The sequence below is a fragment of the Micromonospora sp. NRRL B-16802 genome (assembly GCF_001279555.1).
Lineage (GTDB): Bacteria > Actinomycetota > Actinomycetes > Mycobacteriales > Micromonosporaceae > Micromonospora > Micromonospora profundi.
Map to the genome: position 1 here is coordinate 79,464 of NZ_LGEB01000048.1, position 18,400 is coordinate 97,863.

Consider the following 18,400-nt stretch of genomic DNA (forward strand, 5'->3'; position numbering starts at 1 on the left):
AGCTTCGACCTCGCGTTCGCAGCATCGTCGCCGCTGCTGCCGTCTCCAGCGGTCTGGTGCTCGGTCTGGCAGCGCCCGCGCACGCGGACTACAGCAGCCCGCTCTGCTTGACCTTGACACAGTGACAAGGGCTGGACTGTGGTCAAGGAGGTGGCGATGACATGCCGGAAGAGGACGCGAACGCGGTGCGAGCCTTTCAGTCGCTGGCGAACAGCAATCCCTCGGTGCGGCTGCGGGCGGCGCTGGCGGTCGGCACGGACCCGCATGCGCGGTTCGTCGACGGGCTGATCGAACGATGTGGGGTCGAGCCGGAGTTCCCTGTGCGCGAAGCGCTCACCTGGGCACTGACCCGCCACCCGTCGTCACTGACGGTCCCGAAGCTCGTCGACGAACTCCACTCGGAGCGTGTGCAGGCGCGTAGCCAGGCCCTGCACACGCTGTCCAAGATCGGAGATCGGCAGGCGTGGCCGGCGATCACGCGGGCGCTGTTGACCGACGCCGACGACGAGGTGGCGCGGAGCGCCTGGCGAGCGGCGCTCGTACTCGTGCCCGAGGGGGAGGAACATGCGTTGGCCACGGTGTTGGCGACGCAGCTCGGGCGCGGTGAGCCTGCGACGCAGTTGAGTCTGAGCAGGGCGCTTGTCGCGCTCGGCGAGGTGGTCATGCCGATCCTGCGCGCCGCGATGACGGATCCCGATCCGCGCGTAAGTCGGCATGCGACCGCCACTGAACGGCTGTGGCGCGACCCGGATGCCGGATTCGAGCTGGCGATCGGGGAGGCGACCCGCATCGTCGCGCTCGGCGCGACCAGACAGGAGGAGTGACCGGCGGTGTTGATCGGCGACGTGGCACGACGGTCCGGAGTCAGCGCCCGCATGCTCCGGCACTACGAGTCGCTCGGCCTGGTGCGGCCAACGGGCCGCACCAGAGCTGGCTATCGGGAGTACTCCAGCGAGGACATCCGGCGGATCTTCCATATCGAAATGCTGCGGTCGCTGGGCCTGTCGCTGCGTGAGGTCGGGCGCGCATTGGACGATCCCGGGTTCACGCCGTCGGCGCTCGTCGACGACCTCGTCAACCGGACGCGGGAACGCATTGCGGCCGAGACGGAGCTGCTCACGCGACTTCGTCGGATCGACGCAGTGGAGCCCGCCAGGTGGGAGGACGTCCTCCAGGCCGTCGCACTCCTTCAGGCACTGGGTTCGGACAGAGCCGGGGAGCGCCAGCGCGCGGCCCTGTCCTTCGTCGACGAGGCGCCGGCACCGCTGGATGCTCTGGTCGAGGCGGCGCTCAGCGAGACGGACCCGAATGTCGCGGGAGCAATCCGTTGGGCTCTCGCGCAGTCGGGCGTCGGCGTGCCGGTACTGCTCGCGGACGGCCTCGCCTCGCCGGTGGCCGAGGTGCGGCAGCGTGCCGTCCAGTGCATCGCCGAGATTCCGGACGGCGCGGTGCCTGTGCTGCGGGACGCACTCACGAACCCCGATGTCGTGGTCCGCAGGAGTGCGGCCCTGGCGCTTGGGGCGCGTGGAATGGCCGACGCGATCCCGGTGCTCATGGACATGATCGTCGAGGGGGCGAACGACGTCGATGCAGCCGACGCGCTGTGCACGCTGGCGGGGAACCCCGGGCTGGTGGACGAGATCGCCATCGGACTCGTCGACCGCCTCGCCGACGGCACCGTTGAACCGTCCGCGCGGCGGCGGCTGACACAGGCGCTCGCGGACGTCCCAGGGACGAGGGCGTCACGTGCCCTCACCGATCTTTCCCAGGACGACGACCGTGTCGTTGCGCAGACCGCGACCTACATCCTCAGGTTGCGCGCCGCACGATAACGACCATCGCTCGCCCAGCCAGCGCAGGAGTTCGTTGCTGAGCGCAGCTACCCTCCGACCATGCGGCATGGGCGGAGGTCACGAGCCCGCCGTCCGCGACTGAAACATCTGCCCGCGGCGATCAGGGAAGCCGACTGGCTGGACCGTCTCGTGTCCGGTGGCCTGGTTGCGTGCGCTCTCGCGATCGTGCTGGCCTGGTGGCACCTCGTGTTGCCCGACGCCTGGGACGGCGTCCGGGCCACCATCTGGGGTGTGCCCGGTTCGGTCGCCGTGGCGTGTGAAGAGAGCACAGCGGCGGAAGACCCGCAGTTCTGGACGCTCGGCTGGAGCTGCACCGGCCCGTTCACCTCGAATGCGGGTGATCTGCACATCGACTCGGTCCGGTTGTTCATGCATGGCGACGAGCCGCCCGGGCCTACCGTGGCCGGTCGGGTCAGCGGTCCGGGAGCGACGTGGATGTGGCCCGACGGCGAGATCGAGTGGGTGTTCGCGGTGGCGCTGGCGGTCGGTGTGCCGGTTCTCCCCGGCTATCTCCTGTTCGTGGCAGTCACTGTGCTGGAGCCCTCGAACGGCTGGCCTCGACCGCGCCGGAAACCGAGCGTCGGTCCTGCTCAGATGGGTAATCGTGCGCGTCGTCGTCGTAAACGTCGACAACGGCGTACGGCCGACCCGATGGCGTGACGACGGCCTGGCCGGCCGTCGAACGCTGGTCCCGGACGGACCTTGCTGGTATGCCCGCGATGACGGGCAGGCCGTCTTACGCTTCGAGATGTGGCGGCGGGCGTGCCCTGGTTCGACGGGCACCGGAGCCCGGCAGTGGCCTGAGGAACAGGTTCGCGGCGGCCTCTTTCCCGCCCGCCCCGGCCCAGCAGACGGCACCCTCCAGTGAACTCGAACGGGAGAGGACGGCACGCATGGCTGTCAAGACCAAGACACGTCCCGGCACCACGGAGATCCGGCCGTTCACGGTGGAAATCCCCCAGGCCGACCTTGACGACCTACGTAGGCGCATCGCCGCCACCCGCTGGCCGGACAAGGAGACTGTCGACGACCAGTCGCAGGGCGTGCCGCTCGCGACGATCCAGGCCGTCGCCCGCTACTGGGAGAAGGAGTACGACTGGCGCACTGTCGAGGCGAGGCTGAACTCCGTGCCGCAGTTTCTGACCACCATCGACGGGGTGGACATCCACTTCATCCACGTCCGTTCCAAGCACGAGAACGCGTTGCCGCTCATCGTCACGCACGGGTGGCCCGGTTCGGTGATCGAGCAGCTGAAGATCATCGAGCCGCTTACCGACCCCACTGCCCACGGCGGGAGCCCATCGGACGCCTTCCACCTGGTGATCCCGTCGCTGCCCGGCCACGGCTTCTCCGGCAAGCCCACCTCGTCGGGCTGGAGCCCGGAGAAGATCGCCAGCGCCTGGACCGAGTTGATGAAGCGCCTCGGCTACGACCGGTTCGTGGCGCAGGGCGGCGACTGGGGGGCTGTCGTCGTGGATCAGATGGGTGTCCAGGCGCCCCCGGAACTGCTCGGCATCCACACGAACATGCCGGGAGCGGTGCCGCCCGAGATCGACCTGCTGTTCCAGGGCGACACCACCGGGGCGAACAACGCCATGGGTTCGCTGCCGTCCGGTCTGTCCGACGACGAGATGCGCGCCGCCACCGAGCTGGACTACGTGTGGAAGCACGTGGCGTACGCCCTCATGATGGCGACGCGCCCACAGACCCTGACCGGGCTCGCCGACTCTCCGGTGGGGCTGGCGTCGTTCCTGCTCGACCACGACGCGAAGAGCCTGGCCCTGATCGCGCAGGTCTTCGACGGCGCCGCAGCCGGCCTCACCCGCGACGACATCCTGGACAACATCTCGCTCTACTGGCTGACCAACACGGCGATCTCCGCGTCCCGCCTGTACGCGGAGAACAAGCTCTCGTTCTTCGCCACGAAGGGCGTCAACGTCCCCGTTGCCGTGAGCGTCTTTCCCGATGAGCTGTACGAGGCGCCGCAGAGTTGGGCCGAGCAGGCGTACCCCAACCTCATCTACTACAACAAGCTCGACACCGGCGGGCACTTCGCGGCCTGGGAGCAGCCGAAACTGTTCTCCGAGGAGATCCGTACCGCCTTCCGGTCGCTGCGCTAGATGACCACGCCCGGCCGGGTGCATCTGCCGCCGTTGGGCGGGGCGGTCGAGTGGCTCAACTCCGAGCCACTCGACCCCGCCGGGCTGCGGGGCCGCGTCGCGCACGGACACCCGCGTCGCTCGGCCGCGATAGTGTCGGCGGCTGTGACAGCGCCAGAGATCACGATCGCCACCCCAGCGGACCGTCCGGCGGTCGTCGGTTCGCTCGTCGCCGCGTTCGTCAAGGATCCCGTCCTGCGGTACCTGTTCCCTGACGAGGAGACCTACCCGCGGTACGCCGCCGCCTTCTTCGGGAACCTCTTCGACAAGCGCGTGCACAGGTCGTCGATCTGGACGATCGGCGGCGGCGCGTCGGTCGCCATCTGGGAGCCACCGGCCGACGGTTCCCTCGCGCCCGAGGGCAGTCTCGCCGCTCACTACCCTGCCGATGTGCTGGGCCGGGTCGAGGGTTACGACGCGGCCGTGCACGCCGCGCTGCCGGAGTTCCCGTACTGGTATCTCGGCGTCCTGGGCACGCACCCCGACAGCGCCGGGCGTGGTTGGGGTCGCGCCGTCATGCGGGCCGGGCTGGATCGGGCCGCCGCCGATGGCCTGCCGGCGATCCTGGAGACCAGCAAACCGGCCAACGTCGAGCTGTACCGCCGCGCCGGCTGGGAGGTCGTGCGGTACGTGGCAGAGCCGCTGCCGACCTGGATCATGCAGCAGCCCGGCGCGGCTCAGTCGGGTACGTCGTCCCACGTCGTGCCCGGCGGCAGGTAGCCGGCCGTGGTGTTCTCGCGCAGCGCGTACGCGATGACAAGCAGCGCGTGCTTGTCCAGCGCGGGCAGTCGGTCCATCGGGAACCACCGCACGGCCAGCGACTCGTCGTCGTTGACCCGTGCGGTGCCGGCCACCACCCGGCACAGGAAGCCCAGGTTCAGGTACTCGCACCGGTCCCCGTTGGGGTAGGTGTGCGGGTGCGAGACGGCACTGGACATCCGCACCGGAGCCACGTCCAGGCCGGTCTCCTCGCGGACCTCGCGGACCAGCGCGGTCGCCGGCTGCTCGCCCGGCTCGACGAACCCGCTGATCACCGACCAGCGCCCGTCGTCGGAGCGCTGGCCGAGCAACAGCTCACCGGCGTCGTTGCGGATGACGGCACTGACGCTCGGCAGCGAGAGCAGATCGTGGCCGACGTGCTTGCGCATCCCCACGATGTAGTCCGGTGTCCCCATCCGGCGATCATAGGCACGACCCGACCGGCCAGCGTCGTCCCGTCACGCCACGTCGGCGTCAGGCCGACCAGCTGACGGTACGGCGGAAGCGCTCGTACTCCTTGGTGAGTTCCGCGTCGATCCGCTCCATACGGGCCTCGGTGAGCACCACCGTCGGATCCTGCCACTGCCGTTCGGCGAGCATCCGGCGGCGCAGTCCCGTCGGCGGGTGGGCAGCGAACAGCGACACCTCGTCATGGACCGACAGCTGGCGCAGCAGCGGCAGCCGATCGGAGCTCGCGGCGCGGGCCTCGGCCAATGCCGAACGCCACCGGTCCGGGCCATGTCCTGCCCGGGTCTCCCGACGCACCGCCAGCGCCATCGACTCGGCGCCGAGCGTCGCGTCGAGCAGATCGGTAGCGGCAGTCGAGCCAGCCACCCGCGCGGCCAGCTCGTCGGCGAGGTACTCGGCACGTTGGCTGTCCCGCAGCGCCACGCTCACCAACACCAGGTGGGCGCCGAACAACAGCCGGGACACCACCCACTGAAACGCCCGACCCAGCGCGTCGCCCACCATCTCCACGATCCCGCCGCCGCGGACGGTGTCCACCGGCCGGAACAGGTCGGCCGCCGATCCGAGCATGGTGAACGCGGGCTGGGTGAGCAGCCCCCGGCGCGGGTCACCGTTGACGAAGTGGCCGAGTTCGTGGCCGAGCAACGCCACCCGCTCGCCGGCGGTGAGGGAACCCCACAACGGCAGCCCGAGGCACAGCACCTTCCGGCGCCGCAAACCGACCGCACCCGCGTACGCGTTGATGTCGTCGCTCACGCCGACCACGTCCGGCACCGGGGCTCCGACCGCCGTGGACACCTCGCCGATCAGCGCGAACAACTCCGGTGCCTGGTCCCGGGAGAGCACCTCCAGCTCCGGGTCGAGCCGACCGAACCGGGGCCGCAGCGCGACCGCCAGGCAGACCATCGCGACGCCCGGCAGGATCGCCAGGTTGGGAAACGGGAACGCCACGATCAGCCAGACGCCGGTGATCGCGAGCGCGAGGACCGCCGCGACCAGTACCAGCGACGCCACCGCTGTCAGCGCCCGGGCGCGACCGGAGCCGTTCGCGCCCAGCGGTCGCCCGACCAGCTGGGCGAACTGCCGTCCGGTCGTTCGGAACGCCATCCGATAGGTCCACCGGTCGACCCAGGTCCAGCCGAACTCGCGTTCGCGCCGCACCGGGTCGTACGTGTCCAGATTCCACTCGCAGCGGGGACACCAGGGCACCGCGTCTCGTACGGACGCCGTCGTTGCCCCACACCCCGGGCACGCCCCCGTGCCGGTCACCGTATTGATCACGGCGACCGATGCTGCCCCAGCCTTCTGTGGGGCGGAACCGGCCGTTCGGCTGACTGCCGCTGGCGGGAGGAAGTATCCCGACTTGGGCTTCTTTCGCTGTTCCGGCCCAAGAGGCTTAAACCAGCTCTACTGTGGAGAAGGTCGGCGACTTGCGCGATCCGGTGGCGGCCGGTTGGTTCCCGGTGCACAGTGATTCCCATGAGCGACAGCGGACGTGGTGGGCAGTTCTACTGGTGCACCCGGCATCACCGGGTCGAGACGGACGCCGACGTGTGCCCGGCGAAGCACGTTCTCGGCCCGTACAACTCGGCGGCCGATGCGGAGAACGCACTGCAACGGGTGCAGGAGCGCAACGAGGCGTGGGATGCCGAGGACGCCCGTTGGGCCGGGGAGGACAAGTAGACGGCGCGGGACGGCCCGCGTCGCGGTGATTCGTGCTCCGCGAGGACGCACGCGAGAGCACGTCCCCAAGGAGGAACCACGATGGCCGAAGCACAGCAGGCCACCACCCGCCCGGCTGCCCGGCGCACCACCGCGAAGAAGACCGCAGCGGCGGAGCGGAACACGGGAGCGAGCCGGACCACGCCCGTGCGCAAGTCCACCACGGCGAAGGCGCCAGCCCGCAAGGCAGCCGGCGGCGCGGGCCGCGCCCCGGCCACGAAGACCACCACGGCCGCCAAGAAGGCGCCGGCGAAGAAGACCACGACGGCGAAGACCACCGCAGCGGCGAAGAAGACCGCGACGGCGAAGAAGACCTCAGCGGCGCGGAAGACCACCGCGGCGGCCAAGAAGGCGCCGGCCAAGAAGACCACGACGGCGGCCGCGAAGGCCCCGGCGAAGAAGACCACCACCCGCAAGACGACCACCGCGGCCAAGCGGACCCCGGCCTCCGCGGCGCGCAAGACCACCGCCGCCGCGAGCAAGACCACGTCGTCGGCGGCGAAGAAGACCACCGCCGCCGCGCGCAAGACCACCTCGTCGGCGGTGAAGACCGCGGCCAAGAAGGCGCCGGCCACGAAGACGGCCGCCAAGAAGGCCCCGGCGAAGAAGACGACGGCGGCGAAGAAGACCGCGTCCACCCGCCCGAGCGGCGGCGCCCGCAAGGCCGCGGCGAAGAAGGCCCCCGCCGCGAAGTCGACAAGCACCTCGTCGGCCACCACCCGCAAGGCGGCAGCCAAGAAGGCACCCGCCAAGAAGACCACAGCGGCCAAGGCGCCCGCCCGCAAGGTGACCGCCCGTAAGTCACCGGCCCGCCCGGTCGCCGCACGAGCCACAGCCCCCCGGAGTACGCGCAGCACCGCCCGGAAGGCGACCGGCTGAGCGCACGCCGCCGGATCCGAGGAGTGAACCGGCCGGGAGATCTCGGCCGGTCACCGGAAGCGGATCACCGGCGGCGCTGTCAGGATTGACCCCGTGGTGATCCGACGCGTACTCGCCCCCCGCATCGACTTCGGCGCGCTGCGCCGCGAGCTCGGCCTGCCCGAGGAGTTTCCGGCAGACGCCCAGCGGGAGGCCGACGCGGCTGCCTCCGCGCCGCCCCGGCCGGCCGTCGACCGCACCGACGTACCGTTCGTCACTGTCGACCCTGCCACCTCCCGCGACCTGGACCAGGCGATGCACCTCGCCCGCCGTCCAGGCGGCGGCTACCGCGTGCGGTACGCGATAGCGGACGTCGCCGCCCACGTCCGTCCCGGCGGCGCGCTGGAGGAGGAGACCTGGCGGCGGGGGCAGACCGTCTACCTGCCCGACGGGCACGTACCGCTGCACCCGCTGACCCTCAGCGAGGGCGCGGCGAGCCTGCTGCCCGACGACGACCGGGCCGCAGTGGTCTGGACCATCGACCTGGACGCCGACGGCGGCACCGTGGCCGTCGAGCTGGAACGCGCCATGGTCCGCAGCCGCGCCAAGCTCGACTACACAGGGGTGCAGGCGGCAGCCGACGCCGGCACGCTGCCCGACCCGATCGCGCTGCTGCCCGAGATCGGCGACCGGCTGACCGCCCGAGGCCTGCGTCGGGGCGCCATCAACCTGCCGCTGCCAGAACAGGACGTGGAGCCCGACGGCGACGGCTGGCGGCTGGTGCTGCGTGGGCCGGCGCCCATGGAGGAACACAACGCGCAGATCTCCCTGCTGACCGGGATGACCGCTGCCGACATCATGCTGGCCGGCGGCATCGGCCTGCTGCGCACCATGCCCGGACCCAAGCCGGAGGCGGTGCAGCGGCTGCGGGCCGCCGCCGCGCCGCTGGGCGTGCACTGGCCCGACGGCGCTGCCCCGGGCGAGGTGATCGCGCGGCTGGACCCGGCCGAACCGCGCTGTGCCGCCTTCATCGACCAGGCAGCCGAGTTGATGCGCGGCGCGGCGTACACCGCATTCGACGGGGCAACGCCCGAACAACCCGAACACGGGGGCGTCGCCGCCGCGTACGCCCACGTCACGGCGCCGCTGCGGCGCCTGGCCGACAGGTACGCCACAGAGGTCTGCCTGGCCCTGCACGAGGGCCGGGCGGTGCCCGACTGGGCGCGCGCCGCGCTGCCCCGGCTGCCCGAGGTGATGGCCAGCACCGACCGGACCGCCTCGGCGGCCAGCCGCGGCGCCGTGGAACTTGCCGAAGCAGTGCTGCTCGCGGACCGTGTGGGGGAGACCTTCGACGCGGCGGTCCTCGACGTCGACTCCCCTCCCAACGGCAAGTCTCGCCCCCGCCCACCCGGCGGGACGGTGGCCCTGGACGCACCGCCGGTCCGCGCCCGCTGCCTCGGCGAACTGCCGCTCGGCGAACGGGTCCGGGTCCGCCTCGTCACGGCCGACCCGACGACCCGTACCGTCCTGTTCGAGCTGGCCTGAGCCTTCTGGCTCGGGCGTCCGGCGTGCCTTTGGCGGGGCGTTCGGCGCGTGCGTAGCGGGGATTGTCACAGTGCCCGCCGCTGCTGCCGGACCAGGCGGTTTGCGAGGATGAACCCATGGCATATGACGCGAGCACGCTGCCCGACGTGTCCGGGCTGACGGTCGGCATCATCGGTGGCACCGGCGATCAGGGGCGGGGTCTCGCCTACCGGTTCGCGCGGGCGGGGCAGACGGTGTTGATCGGCTCCCGGTCAGCGGAGCGGGCCTCCGAGTCCGCCGCCGAGATCGCCGCACTGCCAGGCATGCCCGCCGACGCCACCATCACCGGCGCGGCAAACGACGAGGTGGCCCGCCGCAGCGACGTGGTGATCATCGCGGTGCCGTGGGACGGACACGCCGCGACCATCGCCGCCCTCGCCGAGCCGCTCGCCGGCACGATCGTCGTCGACTGCGTCAACCCGCTCGGCTTCGACAAGCAGGGCCCGTACGCGCTCACCGTTCCCGAGGGCAGCGCCGTCCAGCAGGCCGCAGCGCTGCTGCCCAACTCCCGCGTCTGTGCCGCGTTCAACCACGTCAGCGCCCCGCTGCTGGCCGACCCCGAGGTCGACCGGATCGACCTGGACGTGCTGATCTGCACCGAAGACCGCGAACTGGTCGGCGTTGTCGGCGCGCTCGCCGCCCGGATTCCCGGCATGCGCGGCATCTACGCCGGCCGCCTGCGGAACGCCCACCAGATCGAGGCGTTCACCGCCAACCTGATCGCCATCAACAAGCGCTACAAGGCGCACGCCGGCATCCGCGTCACCGACCTGTAGACGGCCTGCGGCGGCGGTCCGCGTGGACTCGCCGTAGTTCTCCGGTCTGCCTCAATCGCGCCGACTGAACGAGCGCGAGGCGGCTGGCTGTTGGGCGGCTGGCGCTGCGTCGCTGGCCGGCTGCGTCGCTGTCCCGCTGTCCGCTGGCTGCGGTCCGTTGCCGGTTGCCTGTTCGCTGGGTGTTGCCCGCTGCCCGCTGGCCCGCCGCCGTTGTCTGCCGCCGTTGTCTGCCGCCGCTGGCTGCTTCCGGAGGACGCCTTGCGGGCCGCCCAGCTCGTGGGTGGCGATCCGGTTGCGGTCGTACCCCTGGTAGACGGCGGCGCGGCCGTGCTCGCCGTACGGCTGGACATGCTCGTCGCGGGTACGCGGCCTTGGCAAACGGTCACCCACTGGCTGGTGCGGCGGCGGCCTGACGGGGTGGTGGTCGTTGCTGGTCGTGCTCACGTTCGGCGGTGGTAGTGGTTGCGGCGGGGGACCTGGGCGGGGTCGAGCCAGGCGGGTGGGATGAATTCGGGGTGGCCGTCGGCGGCGAGTCGCACGGTCCAGTCGCTGTGGTGCAGGTGTCGGTGGTGGTGGCCGCAGAGCAGGACGGCGTTGGTCAGGGTGGTGTGCCCGCCGTCGGCCCAGTGGTGGATGTGGTGGCCGTCGCACCAGCGTGGTGGCCGGTCGCATCCGGGGAAAGCACAACCCCGGTCGCGGAGGACCAGCGCGCGGCGTAGCGGGCCGGTGATGAGGCGACGTTGCCGGCCGACGTCCAGTGGTTGGCCGGTGCTGCCGAGTACGGCGGGTAGGACTGCGGCGTCGCAGGCGAGGCGCCGTACGGTGTCGGGGGTGAGGTGCAGGCCGGTATCGAGGGCGCCGACACCCAACTGCCGGGTCAGCCCGTCATAGCTGGTGGTGACGACGATCTGAGCCGGGTCGCCGCCGTTGTCGGGCAGCTCGCCGGTACGCAACGCGAGGCGGCACACCTCGGCGAGCGCGTCGTGTCGACGCTGCCCGGGAGTGCGGGTGTCGTCGGGGCCGGCGGGCGCGGTGAGGGGGTCGATCGCCGCCCGCAACACGGCAGCCGCCTCGGCGTCGAGGATGCCCGACAACCGCAGCCGCCCATCGGACTGCTCGCTGACGGTCACCTGCCGATCCCGCGCAGCCCGTGCCTCCTGCGCTCTCACCGCCGCCTCGGCGGCAGCGTCAGCCACCTCCGGCGCCACATGGTCAAGGATCCGGGCACCCATCCTGCGCAACAACGTGGCCTCGAACTGGCCAGCCCATCCGAGGAGCACGTCAACCGCCTTGTCGGCTGCCGAGGTGTCGGCGGCGGCGTGGACCGTGGCGACGGTGTCGCCGATGATGCGGGCTTGCTCCACGCTGATGGCGCCGTCGGCGAGGGCTTGGCGGATCTCCGCAGGGCCGTTGTCGAGGGTGGCGGCGAGCTCGACCAGTCGGCGGGCGGCGGGGATGGTGAGTCGAAGCCGCTCGCGCAACCACACCGGCGTGCAGGACGCGCCCTGGCGGCGGGCCGTGCCGCGACCGTCCACCTCCCGCACCAGCGCCAACTTGACCGCCACCACACGTTGTTCGAGGCGGTGCGCCGCATCCAACGCGGCGACGAGATCGTGCTCGGAAGCTGCCCAGGTTGCCGCGTCAGAGCAGGCCGCCACTGCGGCCTCGGCCTGCTCCAACGCATCAATCACAACCAAATATTAGAACAGGTGTACGACGTTCTCGGTCGCCATGATCGATCCGCTCCAGCCGCCAGATGGGCGCGCTGGCGACGGCGGGACCGGCAGGTGCCCGAGGACCTGAGCCGGCGGTCCCGCCGCCACTGTGAGTGCCGCGCCAGCGCTGGAACACCGCGCCGGAGCACCTGGCGGAGCTAGAAGGTGTGTTCCGCTGCCGGGAACTCGCCGCCGCGGACCTCGTCGGCGAAGCGGCGGGTGGCTTCGGTCAGGGTGCCGGCCAGGTCGGCGTACCGCTTCACGAAGCGTGGGGCCTTGCCGGTACGCAGGCCGGCCATGTCCTGCCAGACCAACACCTGGGCGTCGGTGTCCGGGCCGGCGCCGATGCCGACTGTGGGGATGGGCAGTTCGTGGGTGATCTGCTTGGCCACCTCGCCGGGCACCATCTCCAGGACCACAGCGAAGGCGCCGGCATCGGCCACCGCCCGCGCGTCGGCGAGCACCTCGTCGGCTGTGTCGCCTCGCCCCTGCACCCGGTAGCCGCCCAGCGTGTGCTCACTCTGCGGGGTGAAGCCGATGTGCGCCATCACCGGAATGCCGGCACCGACGATCGCGGCGATCTGCGCGGCGCAGCGGCGGCCACCCTCCAGCTTCACCGCGTGGCAGCCGCCCTCTTTCATGAACCGTACGGCGGTGCGCAGCGCCTGGGTCGGGCCTTCCTCGTACGAGCCGAAGGGCAGGTCACCGACGATCAGGGCCTGCCGGGTCGAGCGCACCACGGCCCGTACCAGGGGGAGCAGGTCGTCGGTGGTGACCGGCAGGGTGGTCTCGTAGCCGAACACGTTGTTCGCCGCCGAGTCGCCGACAAGCAGCACCGGTACGCCGGCCTGGTCGAAGATCCCCGCGGTGTACTGGTCGTACGACGTGAGCATCGGCCACCGTTCGCCGCGTTCCTTGGCGGCGATCAGGTCGCGGGTGCGGACCCTACGGGTGGCCGGGCCGCCGTACAGCGCGGTCACCTCGTTGGGAGTGGACTCCACCATCGTTGTCTCCTTCCTCGAGGCCGCCTGCGCGGTCCCCGGGTTCCGTCGCGATCGTCGCACCGGCGGACGGGGTGACGGCAGTGCGCAGTGGAAGATGTCACTCACGGAGCCACGAGGCCACCGAGCCAGGAGGGCCACCGAGCCAACGAGGGCCACCGAGCCACGGGGCGCCGGGCTGGTGACCCGGCGCCCACCTGGACGACTCAGCCGTCCTCGCGCCACCGGTTGGTGATGGGGAGTCGACGGTCCCGGCCGAACGCCTTCATCGAGATCTTCGCGCCGGGGGCGGACTGCCGTCGCTTGTACTCGGCGGTATCCACCAGCCGGAGCACCCGGTCCACCACCGCCGGGTCGTGGCCGGACTCGACCAGCCCGTCCCGGCCGAGGTCGCCGTCGACGTAGCCGATGAGGATCGGGTCCAGTACGTCGTAGTCGGGCAGGCTGTCGCTGTCCAGCTGACCTGGGCTCAGCTCGGCGCTCGGCGGCTTGCCGATCGAGTTCTCCGGGATCGGGGCGGTCTCGCCTCGGCGGGCCGCGTCGGCGTTGCGCCACTTCGCCAGCCGCCAGACCAGCGTCTTCCAGACGTCCTTGATCGGGTTGAAGCCACCGACCGAGTCGCCGTACAGGGTGGAGTAACCGACGGCCAGCTCGCTCTTGTTGCCGGTGGTCAGCACCAGGTGGCCCTCCTGGTTCGACAGCGCCATCAGGATGACGCCGCGCACCCGGGCCTGGAGGTTCTCCACAGCGATACCGGACAGCGACAGGTTGGCCAGGAAGCTGTCCACCATCGGCTGGATCGGCTCGACGCGGTAGTCCAGGCCGGTGCGCTTGGCCAGGTCGGCGGCGTCCTCGCGGGAGTGCTCGGAGGAGTGCTGGCTGGGCAGCGACACCCCCACCACACGGTCGGGGCCGAGCGCGTCGACGGACAGGGCGGCCACCACCGCCGAGTCGATGCCGCCGGAGAGGCCGAGCACCACGGACGGGAAACCGTTCTTGTTGACGTAGTCGCGCAGGCCCAGCACCAGCGCCTGCCACACCTCGGCCTCGTCGGCCACCGGCTCGATCAGCCCGCCGGAGGCGGCCGGGCCGGTCGGTGCGGGCGGGATCGTCTCCACGATGCTGTGTACGACCCGCATGTCGTCCGCGACGCTCTGGCTGCCCGGCGCCGTGGTGGCGGCCGGCAGTTCGACGTCGTGTACGAGCAGGTGCTCGACGAACTGCGGGGCACGGGTGAGCAGTTCGCCGTCGGCCGTGACGATCATCGAGTCGCCCTCGAAGACCAGCTCGTCCTGGCCGCCGATCATGTTGACGTACGCGACGGTGGCGCCCGCCTCGGCGGCCCGGCGCCGGACCAGCGGCAGCCGGACGTCGTCCTTGTTCAGCTCGTACGGCGAGCCGTTGATGTTGACCACGAGGCCGACGCCGGCCTGCCGGGCGGCGGCGAACGGACCGCCGGCCTGCCACAGGTCCTCGCAGATGGTCAGCGCGGTGTCGACGCCGCCGATGCGGACCACTGTCAGCTCGTCGCCGGGGATGAAGTAGCGGTCCTCGTCGAAGACGCCGTAGTTGGGCAGGTGGTGCTTGAAGTAGCGGGCGACAACAGTGCCCTGGTGCAGCAGCGCGGCGGCGTTGCGGGCACCCCGGCCCGGCTCGGCGTCCCCGCTGACCTGTGGTGGGCCGTCGGCGTCGAGGTAGCCGACCACGACCGGCAGGTCACCGAGGCCGTCGGCGGCGAGGTCCGCGGCGAGCCGCTCCAGGGCGGCGCGGGACGCGGCGATGAAGGAGCGCCGGAAGACGAGGTCCTCGACCGGATATCCGGTAAGCATCATCTCGGGAAAGAGGACCAGTTGGGCGCCAGCGTCGGCGGCCCGGCGGGTCCAGCTGCGGACCTGGCCGGCGTTGCCGGAGAGGTCGCCGACTCTCGGGTTGACCTGGGACAGGGCGAGACGCAGGGTGGGCATGTGTTCATCTTGCCCCAGCTCCGCCCGGCCAATCCGTACCCTCGGACGAGATGGCGGCCACGCCACGGCGCGCCCGGCGGGCGGCCCTCGGCGGCGGCCGGGCCAGCGTGCGGCACGGTACGGCCCGGCGGACGGGACACGAGGGGACGGGCGGCTGTGGTTCGCGTAACGTCTGCGTAACCAGGCCCGGGAACACTGGGCGGGCAGGTCGGGTACAGCCCGACCAAGGCGGACAAAAAGAGTGTCGCGAGGGGTTGGGGAAGTGGACCGTCAGCAGGAGTTCGTCCTCCGCACGCTGGAAGAGCGGGACATCCGGTTCGTCCGGCTGTGGTTCACGGACGTGTTGGGCACGCTCAAGAGCGTCTCGGTGGCACCCGCGGAGCTGGAGTCTGCCTTCGAGGAGGGCATCGGCTTCGACGGCTCGGCGATCGAGGGCTTCGCCCGGGTCTTCGAGTCGGACATGGTGGCCATGCCCGACCCGACCACCTTCCAGGTCTTCCCGTTCGAGGGCGGGGTCAGCGGCGAGAGCGCGCGGATGTTCTGCGACATCCTGCTGCCCGACGGCGGCCCGTCCTGGGCCGACCCGCGGCACGTGCTGCGCCGCGCGCTGTCCAAGGCGGCCGAGAAGGGCTTTACCTTCTACACCCACCCCGAGATCGAGTTCTTCCTGCTGGAGAACGGTCCGCAGGACGGCTCGGTGCCCACCCCGGTCGACACCGGCGGCTACTTCGAGCACACCACCCACGCGGTGGCCCGCGACTTCCGCCGTCAGGGCGTACTGGCGCTGGAGCGGATCGGCATCTCGGTGGAGTTCAGCCACCACGAGGTCGCCCCCGGCCAGCAGGAGATCGACCTGCGCTACGCCGACGCGCTCACCACCGCCGACAACATCATGACCTTCCGGCACGTGGTCAAGGAGGTGGCGCTCTCCACCGGCGTGCAGGCAAGCTTCATGCCGAAGCCGTTCACCGACCAGCCGGGCAGCGGCATGCACACCCACCTGTCGCTGTTCGAGGGCGAACGCAACGCCTTCCACGACAGCGGCGACCCGATGAAGCTTTCCAAGGTGGCGAAGTCGTTCATCGCCGGCCTGCTGGTGCACGCCCGGGAGTACACGGCCGTCACCAACCAGTGGGTCAACTCCTACAAGCGGCTGTTCCCGCAGGCACTGCCGGACCGCATCACCGAGAGCCCGGCGTACGTCTGCTGGGGTCACCTGAACCGGTCCGCGCTGGTCCGGGTGCCCGCGTACGGCAAGCCCAACTCGGCTCGTGTCGAGGTCCGTTCACCGGACTCGGCGGCCAACCCGTACCTCGCCTTCGCGGTGCTGCTCGGCGCCGGTCTCAAGGGCATCGAGGAGGGCTACGAACTGCCGCCGGGCGCCGAGGACGACGTCTGGTCGCTGAGCAGCGCCGAACGGCGTGCCATGGGCTACGAGGCGCTGCCGGAGAACCTCTCCGAGGCGATCGACGTGATGGCCGAGTCCGAACTGGTCGCCGAGGTGCTCGGGGAGCACGTCTTCGACTTCTTCCTGCGCAACAAGCGGGCCGAGTGGGAGCAGTACCGCCGCGAGGTCACCCCGTACGAGCGGCAGCGTTACCTGGCGCTGTAGAGCCGGGGATGACGCGTTGGCGCACTGCCGCTATCGTCTCGATCACCGCGCCGGTACCCCTCCGGGCGGAGATTCGGGAGGCAGTCCGTGCTGGAGGATCTGTTCAGCGGTGCCTGGCAGAGCATCGTGTTCGGTGTCGTGGGTGTCGGGCTCATGGCGGCCGGATTCGGCCTGGTCGACCTGCTGACCCCCGGGCGACTGCGGGACCTGATCTGGGTCGACCGCAACGCCAACGCGGGGCTGCTGCTCGCCGCCAACCAGCTCGGCATCGCCGGGATCGTCTTCACGGCGATCCTGACCAGCTACAGCGACTTCGGTAAGGGGCTCGCCTCCACAGTGGTCTTCGGGCTGGTCGGGCTCGCCATCATGGCGTTGGCATTCGTGGTGCTCGACCTGCTCACCCCGGGCAAGCTCGGTGAGGTCATCTGCTCGCCCGAGCCGCACCCGGCTGCCCGGATCAGCGCCGCCACGCACTTCGGCGCGGCTCTGATCGTCTGCGCCTGCATCGCCTGAGGCTGTCGTACCTCGGATCTAGGTTCCGGGGGTGAACCGTACCGACCGCCTCTACGCCCTTGTCGAAGAGCTGCGCGCAATATCGCCGCGTCCGCGCAGCGCGCGCTGGCTGGCCCACCACTTCGAGGTCAGCACCCGCACCGTGGAGCGGGACATCACCGCGTTGCAGGGCGCCGGGGTGCCCATCTGGGCCGAGCCGGGCCGGGCTGGCGGCTACGTGGTCGACCGGGCGCGCACCCTGCCCCCGGTCAACCTGACGCCGGGCGAGGCGGTGGCAATGGCCGTCGCGCTGCACCGGCTGGGCGGCTCGCCGTTCGCCCCGGCCGCCGGCGTCGCGCTGCGCAAACTGGTCGCCGTGATGCCACCCGCCGCGGTGGCCGAGGCGCACCGGCTCGCCGGGCGGGTGCACCTGGTCGGTGGCGGGCCGGGCACTGCCGTCCCGGCCGCCGTGGCCGACGCGGTCGCCGCCGGGCGGGTGCTTCGGCTGCGGTACGCCGACCGCGACGGCGCCGACTCGGCACGCGACGTGGAACCGCTCGGCTATCTGGGCAACGAGACGCACTGGTACCTGGTGGCCTGGTGCCGGTTGCGCGACGCTGTCCGCTGCTTCCGCACCGACCGGATCAGGTCGGTGCACCCGCTGGCCGAGCCGGTGACCCGGGAGTTGCGTCCCGGTGACCTCGACGTTCCGGCCGACCGGGTACGCCCGCTGAGCCTGGTCTGATTGTCTGCGAAACACCGACAGGACGCTGTCGCGGGCCGCGACGATGCTGTTTTCCGACGCCGGCCGTCCGGCCGGCGCAGCGAGGAGGCAGCATGTCCAGCACGCCCGTGACCTGGTTCGAGATCGGCTCCGACCGGCCGGACGAGGCGCAACGCTTCTACACCGACCTGTTCGGTTGGAGTTTCGAGGAGCAGGGCGGCCCGGGTGGGTCGTACCGGCAGACGACGGCCGGCGGTGAGCGGGGGATCGGCGGCGCGATCCGGGGCCTCGGTGGGGACGAGGCGAACTACGCGATCTTCTACGCCGAGGTGGCGGACGTGGCGGAGACCTGCCGGCGGGCCGAGTCGGCCGGCGGCACGGTGCTCGTGGCGCCGGTGACAACGCCGGCCGGTCTGGTGCGCGCCTGGCTGCGTGACCCGTCCGGCAACAGGTTCGGCGTCTTCACGCCACCGGCCGGCGGCTGACCTCGACGGAGGTGCGTTCGTCGTCGGCTCGGACGGCGACGAACGCACCCGAATCGGGCTGCCGCGTCGCGGCGTTTCTGAGAGTCGACGCCCGCGTTGTGGGATGGCGCGGATATCGGGTCGCCGGACATCAGTGGAATATGTCACGAGTGCTTTTCGGCGTGTCGGGCGTAAACGGCCCGGCAGAGGTGATCAAGGCGGGCAAATCGTCGGGGACTGCCCCTACCA

General features: G+C 71.1%; 18 protein-coding genes. 13 read left to right on the top strand and 5 right to left on the bottom strand.

What is annotated here, in order from left to right:
* Positions 1–161 precede the first annotated feature (161 nt).
* From ADK66_RS07695 to ADK66_RS07715, 5 genes are all read left to right on the top strand, one after another.
* Positions 162–824, top strand: coding sequence for a HEAT repeat domain-containing protein (locus ADK66_RS07695; RefSeq protein WP_053653209.1), 663 nt, complete (start codon positions 162–164; stop codon positions 822–824).
* 6 nt (positions 825–830) lie between these two features.
* On the top strand, positions 831–1,832 hold the full coding sequence (locus ADK66_RS07700) for a HEAT repeat domain-containing protein (RefSeq protein ID WP_053653210.1): 1,002 nt from the start codon (positions 831–833) through the stop codon (positions 1,830–1,832).
* A 150-nt stretch (positions 1,833–1,982) separates the two neighbouring features.
* Complete coding sequence (locus tag ADK66_RS07705) at positions 1,983–2,513, top strand: hypothetical protein (RefSeq protein WP_053653211.1); 531 nt, start codon at positions 1,983–1,985, stop codon at positions 2,511–2,513.
* A 233-nt stretch (positions 2,514–2,746) separates the two neighbouring features.
* The gene (locus ADK66_RS07710) at positions 2,747–3,973 is read left to right on the top strand and encodes an epoxide hydrolase family protein (RefSeq protein ID WP_053653212.1); all 1,227 of its coding nucleotides are present in this window, start codon (positions 2,747–2,749) and stop codon (positions 3,971–3,973) included.
* A 144-nt stretch (positions 3,974–4,117) separates the two neighbouring features.
* On the top strand, positions 4,118–4,732 hold the full coding sequence (locus ADK66_RS07715; protein ID WP_197281454.1) for an N-acetyltransferase: 615 nt from the start codon (positions 4,118–4,120) through the stop codon (positions 4,730–4,732).
* On the opposite strand, the gene ADK66_RS07720 is transcribed toward ADK66_RS07715, so the two are convergent.
* Together ADK66_RS07720 and ADK66_RS07725 are read right to left on the bottom strand one after the other, a co-directional pair.
* On the bottom strand, positions 4,690–5,187 hold the full coding sequence (locus ADK66_RS07720) for an NUDIX domain-containing protein (RefSeq protein WP_053653213.1): 498 nt from the start codon (positions 5,185–5,187) through the stop codon (positions 4,690–4,692). The two genes, ADK66_RS07715 and ADK66_RS07720, sit on opposite strands and share 43 nt — an antisense overlap.
* A 58-nt stretch (positions 5,188–5,245) precedes the next feature.
* On the bottom strand, positions 5,246–6,448 hold the full coding sequence (locus tag ADK66_RS07725; protein ID WP_231639955.1) for a M48 family metallopeptidase: 1,203 nt from the start codon (positions 6,446–6,448) through the stop codon (positions 5,246–5,248).
* A 270-nt stretch (positions 6,449–6,718) separates the two neighbouring features.
* On the opposite strand from ADK66_RS07725, the gene ADK66_RS30635 reads away from it, so the two are divergent.
* The 4 genes from ADK66_RS30635 (at position 6,719) to npdG (ending at position 10,179) form a co-directional block, all read left to right on the top strand.
* Complete coding sequence (locus tag ADK66_RS30635) at positions 6,719–6,922, top strand: hypothetical protein (RefSeq protein WP_082377299.1); 204 nt, start codon at positions 6,719–6,721, stop codon at positions 6,920–6,922.
* Positions 6,923–7,003: 81 nt separating this feature from the next.
* Positions 7,004–7,840 carry a histone gene (locus ADK66_RS30640; RefSeq protein ID WP_231639956.1) on the top strand — a complete coding sequence of 279 codons (837 nt, stop codon included), beginning with the start codon at positions 7,004–7,006 and terminating at the stop codon, positions 7,838–7,840.
* A gap of 93 nt (positions 7,841–7,933) precedes the next feature.
* Positions 7,934–9,364: an RNB domain-containing ribonuclease gene (locus tag ADK66_RS07735; protein WP_053653216.1), complete on the top strand. Its 1,431-nt coding sequence runs from the start codon at positions 7,934–7,936 to the stop codon at positions 9,362–9,364.
* A 116-nt stretch (positions 9,365–9,480) separates the two neighbouring features.
* Entirely contained in the window at positions 9,481–10,179 is a 699-nt protein-coding gene (npdG, locus tag ADK66_RS07740) for an NADPH-dependent F420 reductase (RefSeq protein ID WP_053653217.1), read from the top strand.
* Positions 10,180–10,619: 440 nt separating this feature from the next.
* On the opposite strand, the gene ADK66_RS07750 is transcribed toward npdG, so the two are convergent.
* The 3 genes from ADK66_RS07750 to ADK66_RS07760 all read right to left on the bottom strand — a co-directional run bounded on the left by ADK66_RS07750 (position 10,620) and on the right by ADK66_RS07760 (position 14,859).
* Complete coding sequence (locus ADK66_RS07750) at positions 10,620–11,870, bottom strand: HNH endonuclease signature motif containing protein (protein WP_082377300.1); 1,251 nt, start codon at positions 11,868–11,870, stop codon at positions 10,620–10,622.
* Positions 11,871–12,052: 182 nt separating this feature from the next.
* On the bottom strand, positions 12,053–12,898 hold the full coding sequence (panB, locus tag ADK66_RS07755; RefSeq protein WP_053653220.1) for a 3-methyl-2-oxobutanoate hydroxymethyltransferase: 846 nt from the start codon (positions 12,896–12,898) through the stop codon (positions 12,053–12,055).
* A gap of 203 nt (positions 12,899–13,101) precedes the next feature.
* Positions 13,102–14,859: an NAD+ synthase gene (locus ADK66_RS07760; RefSeq protein WP_053653221.1), complete on the bottom strand. Its 1,758-nt coding sequence runs from the start codon at positions 14,857–14,859 to the stop codon at positions 13,102–13,104.
* Positions 14,860–15,121: 262 nt separating this feature from the next.
* Here ADK66_RS07760 and glnA point away from each other — a divergent pair, with 262 nt between their 5' ends.
* The 4 genes from glnA to ADK66_RS07780 all read left to right on the top strand — a co-directional run bounded on the left by glnA (position 15,122) and on the right by ADK66_RS07780 (position 18,172).
* A complete protein-coding gene (gene glnA, locus ADK66_RS07765) occupies positions 15,122–16,471 on the top strand; it encodes a type I glutamate--ammonia ligase (protein WP_053653222.1) in 1,350 nt (449 codons plus the stop codon).
* A gap of 87 nt (positions 16,472–16,558) precedes the next feature.
* Complete coding sequence (locus ADK66_RS07770; RefSeq protein WP_053653223.1) at positions 16,559–16,984, top strand: DUF350 domain-containing protein; 426 nt, start codon at positions 16,559–16,561, stop codon at positions 16,982–16,984.
* Positions 16,985–17,015: 31 nt separating this feature from the next.
* A complete protein-coding gene (locus ADK66_RS07775) occupies positions 17,016–17,708 on the top strand; it encodes a YafY family protein (protein ID WP_053653224.1) in 693 nt (230 codons plus the stop codon).
* Positions 17,709–17,800: 92 nt separating this feature from the next.
* Positions 17,801–18,172, top strand: coding sequence for a VOC family protein (locus ADK66_RS07780; RefSeq protein ID WP_053653225.1), 372 nt, complete (start codon positions 17,801–17,803; stop codon positions 18,170–18,172).
* Positions 18,173–18,400 lie beyond the last annotated feature (228 nt).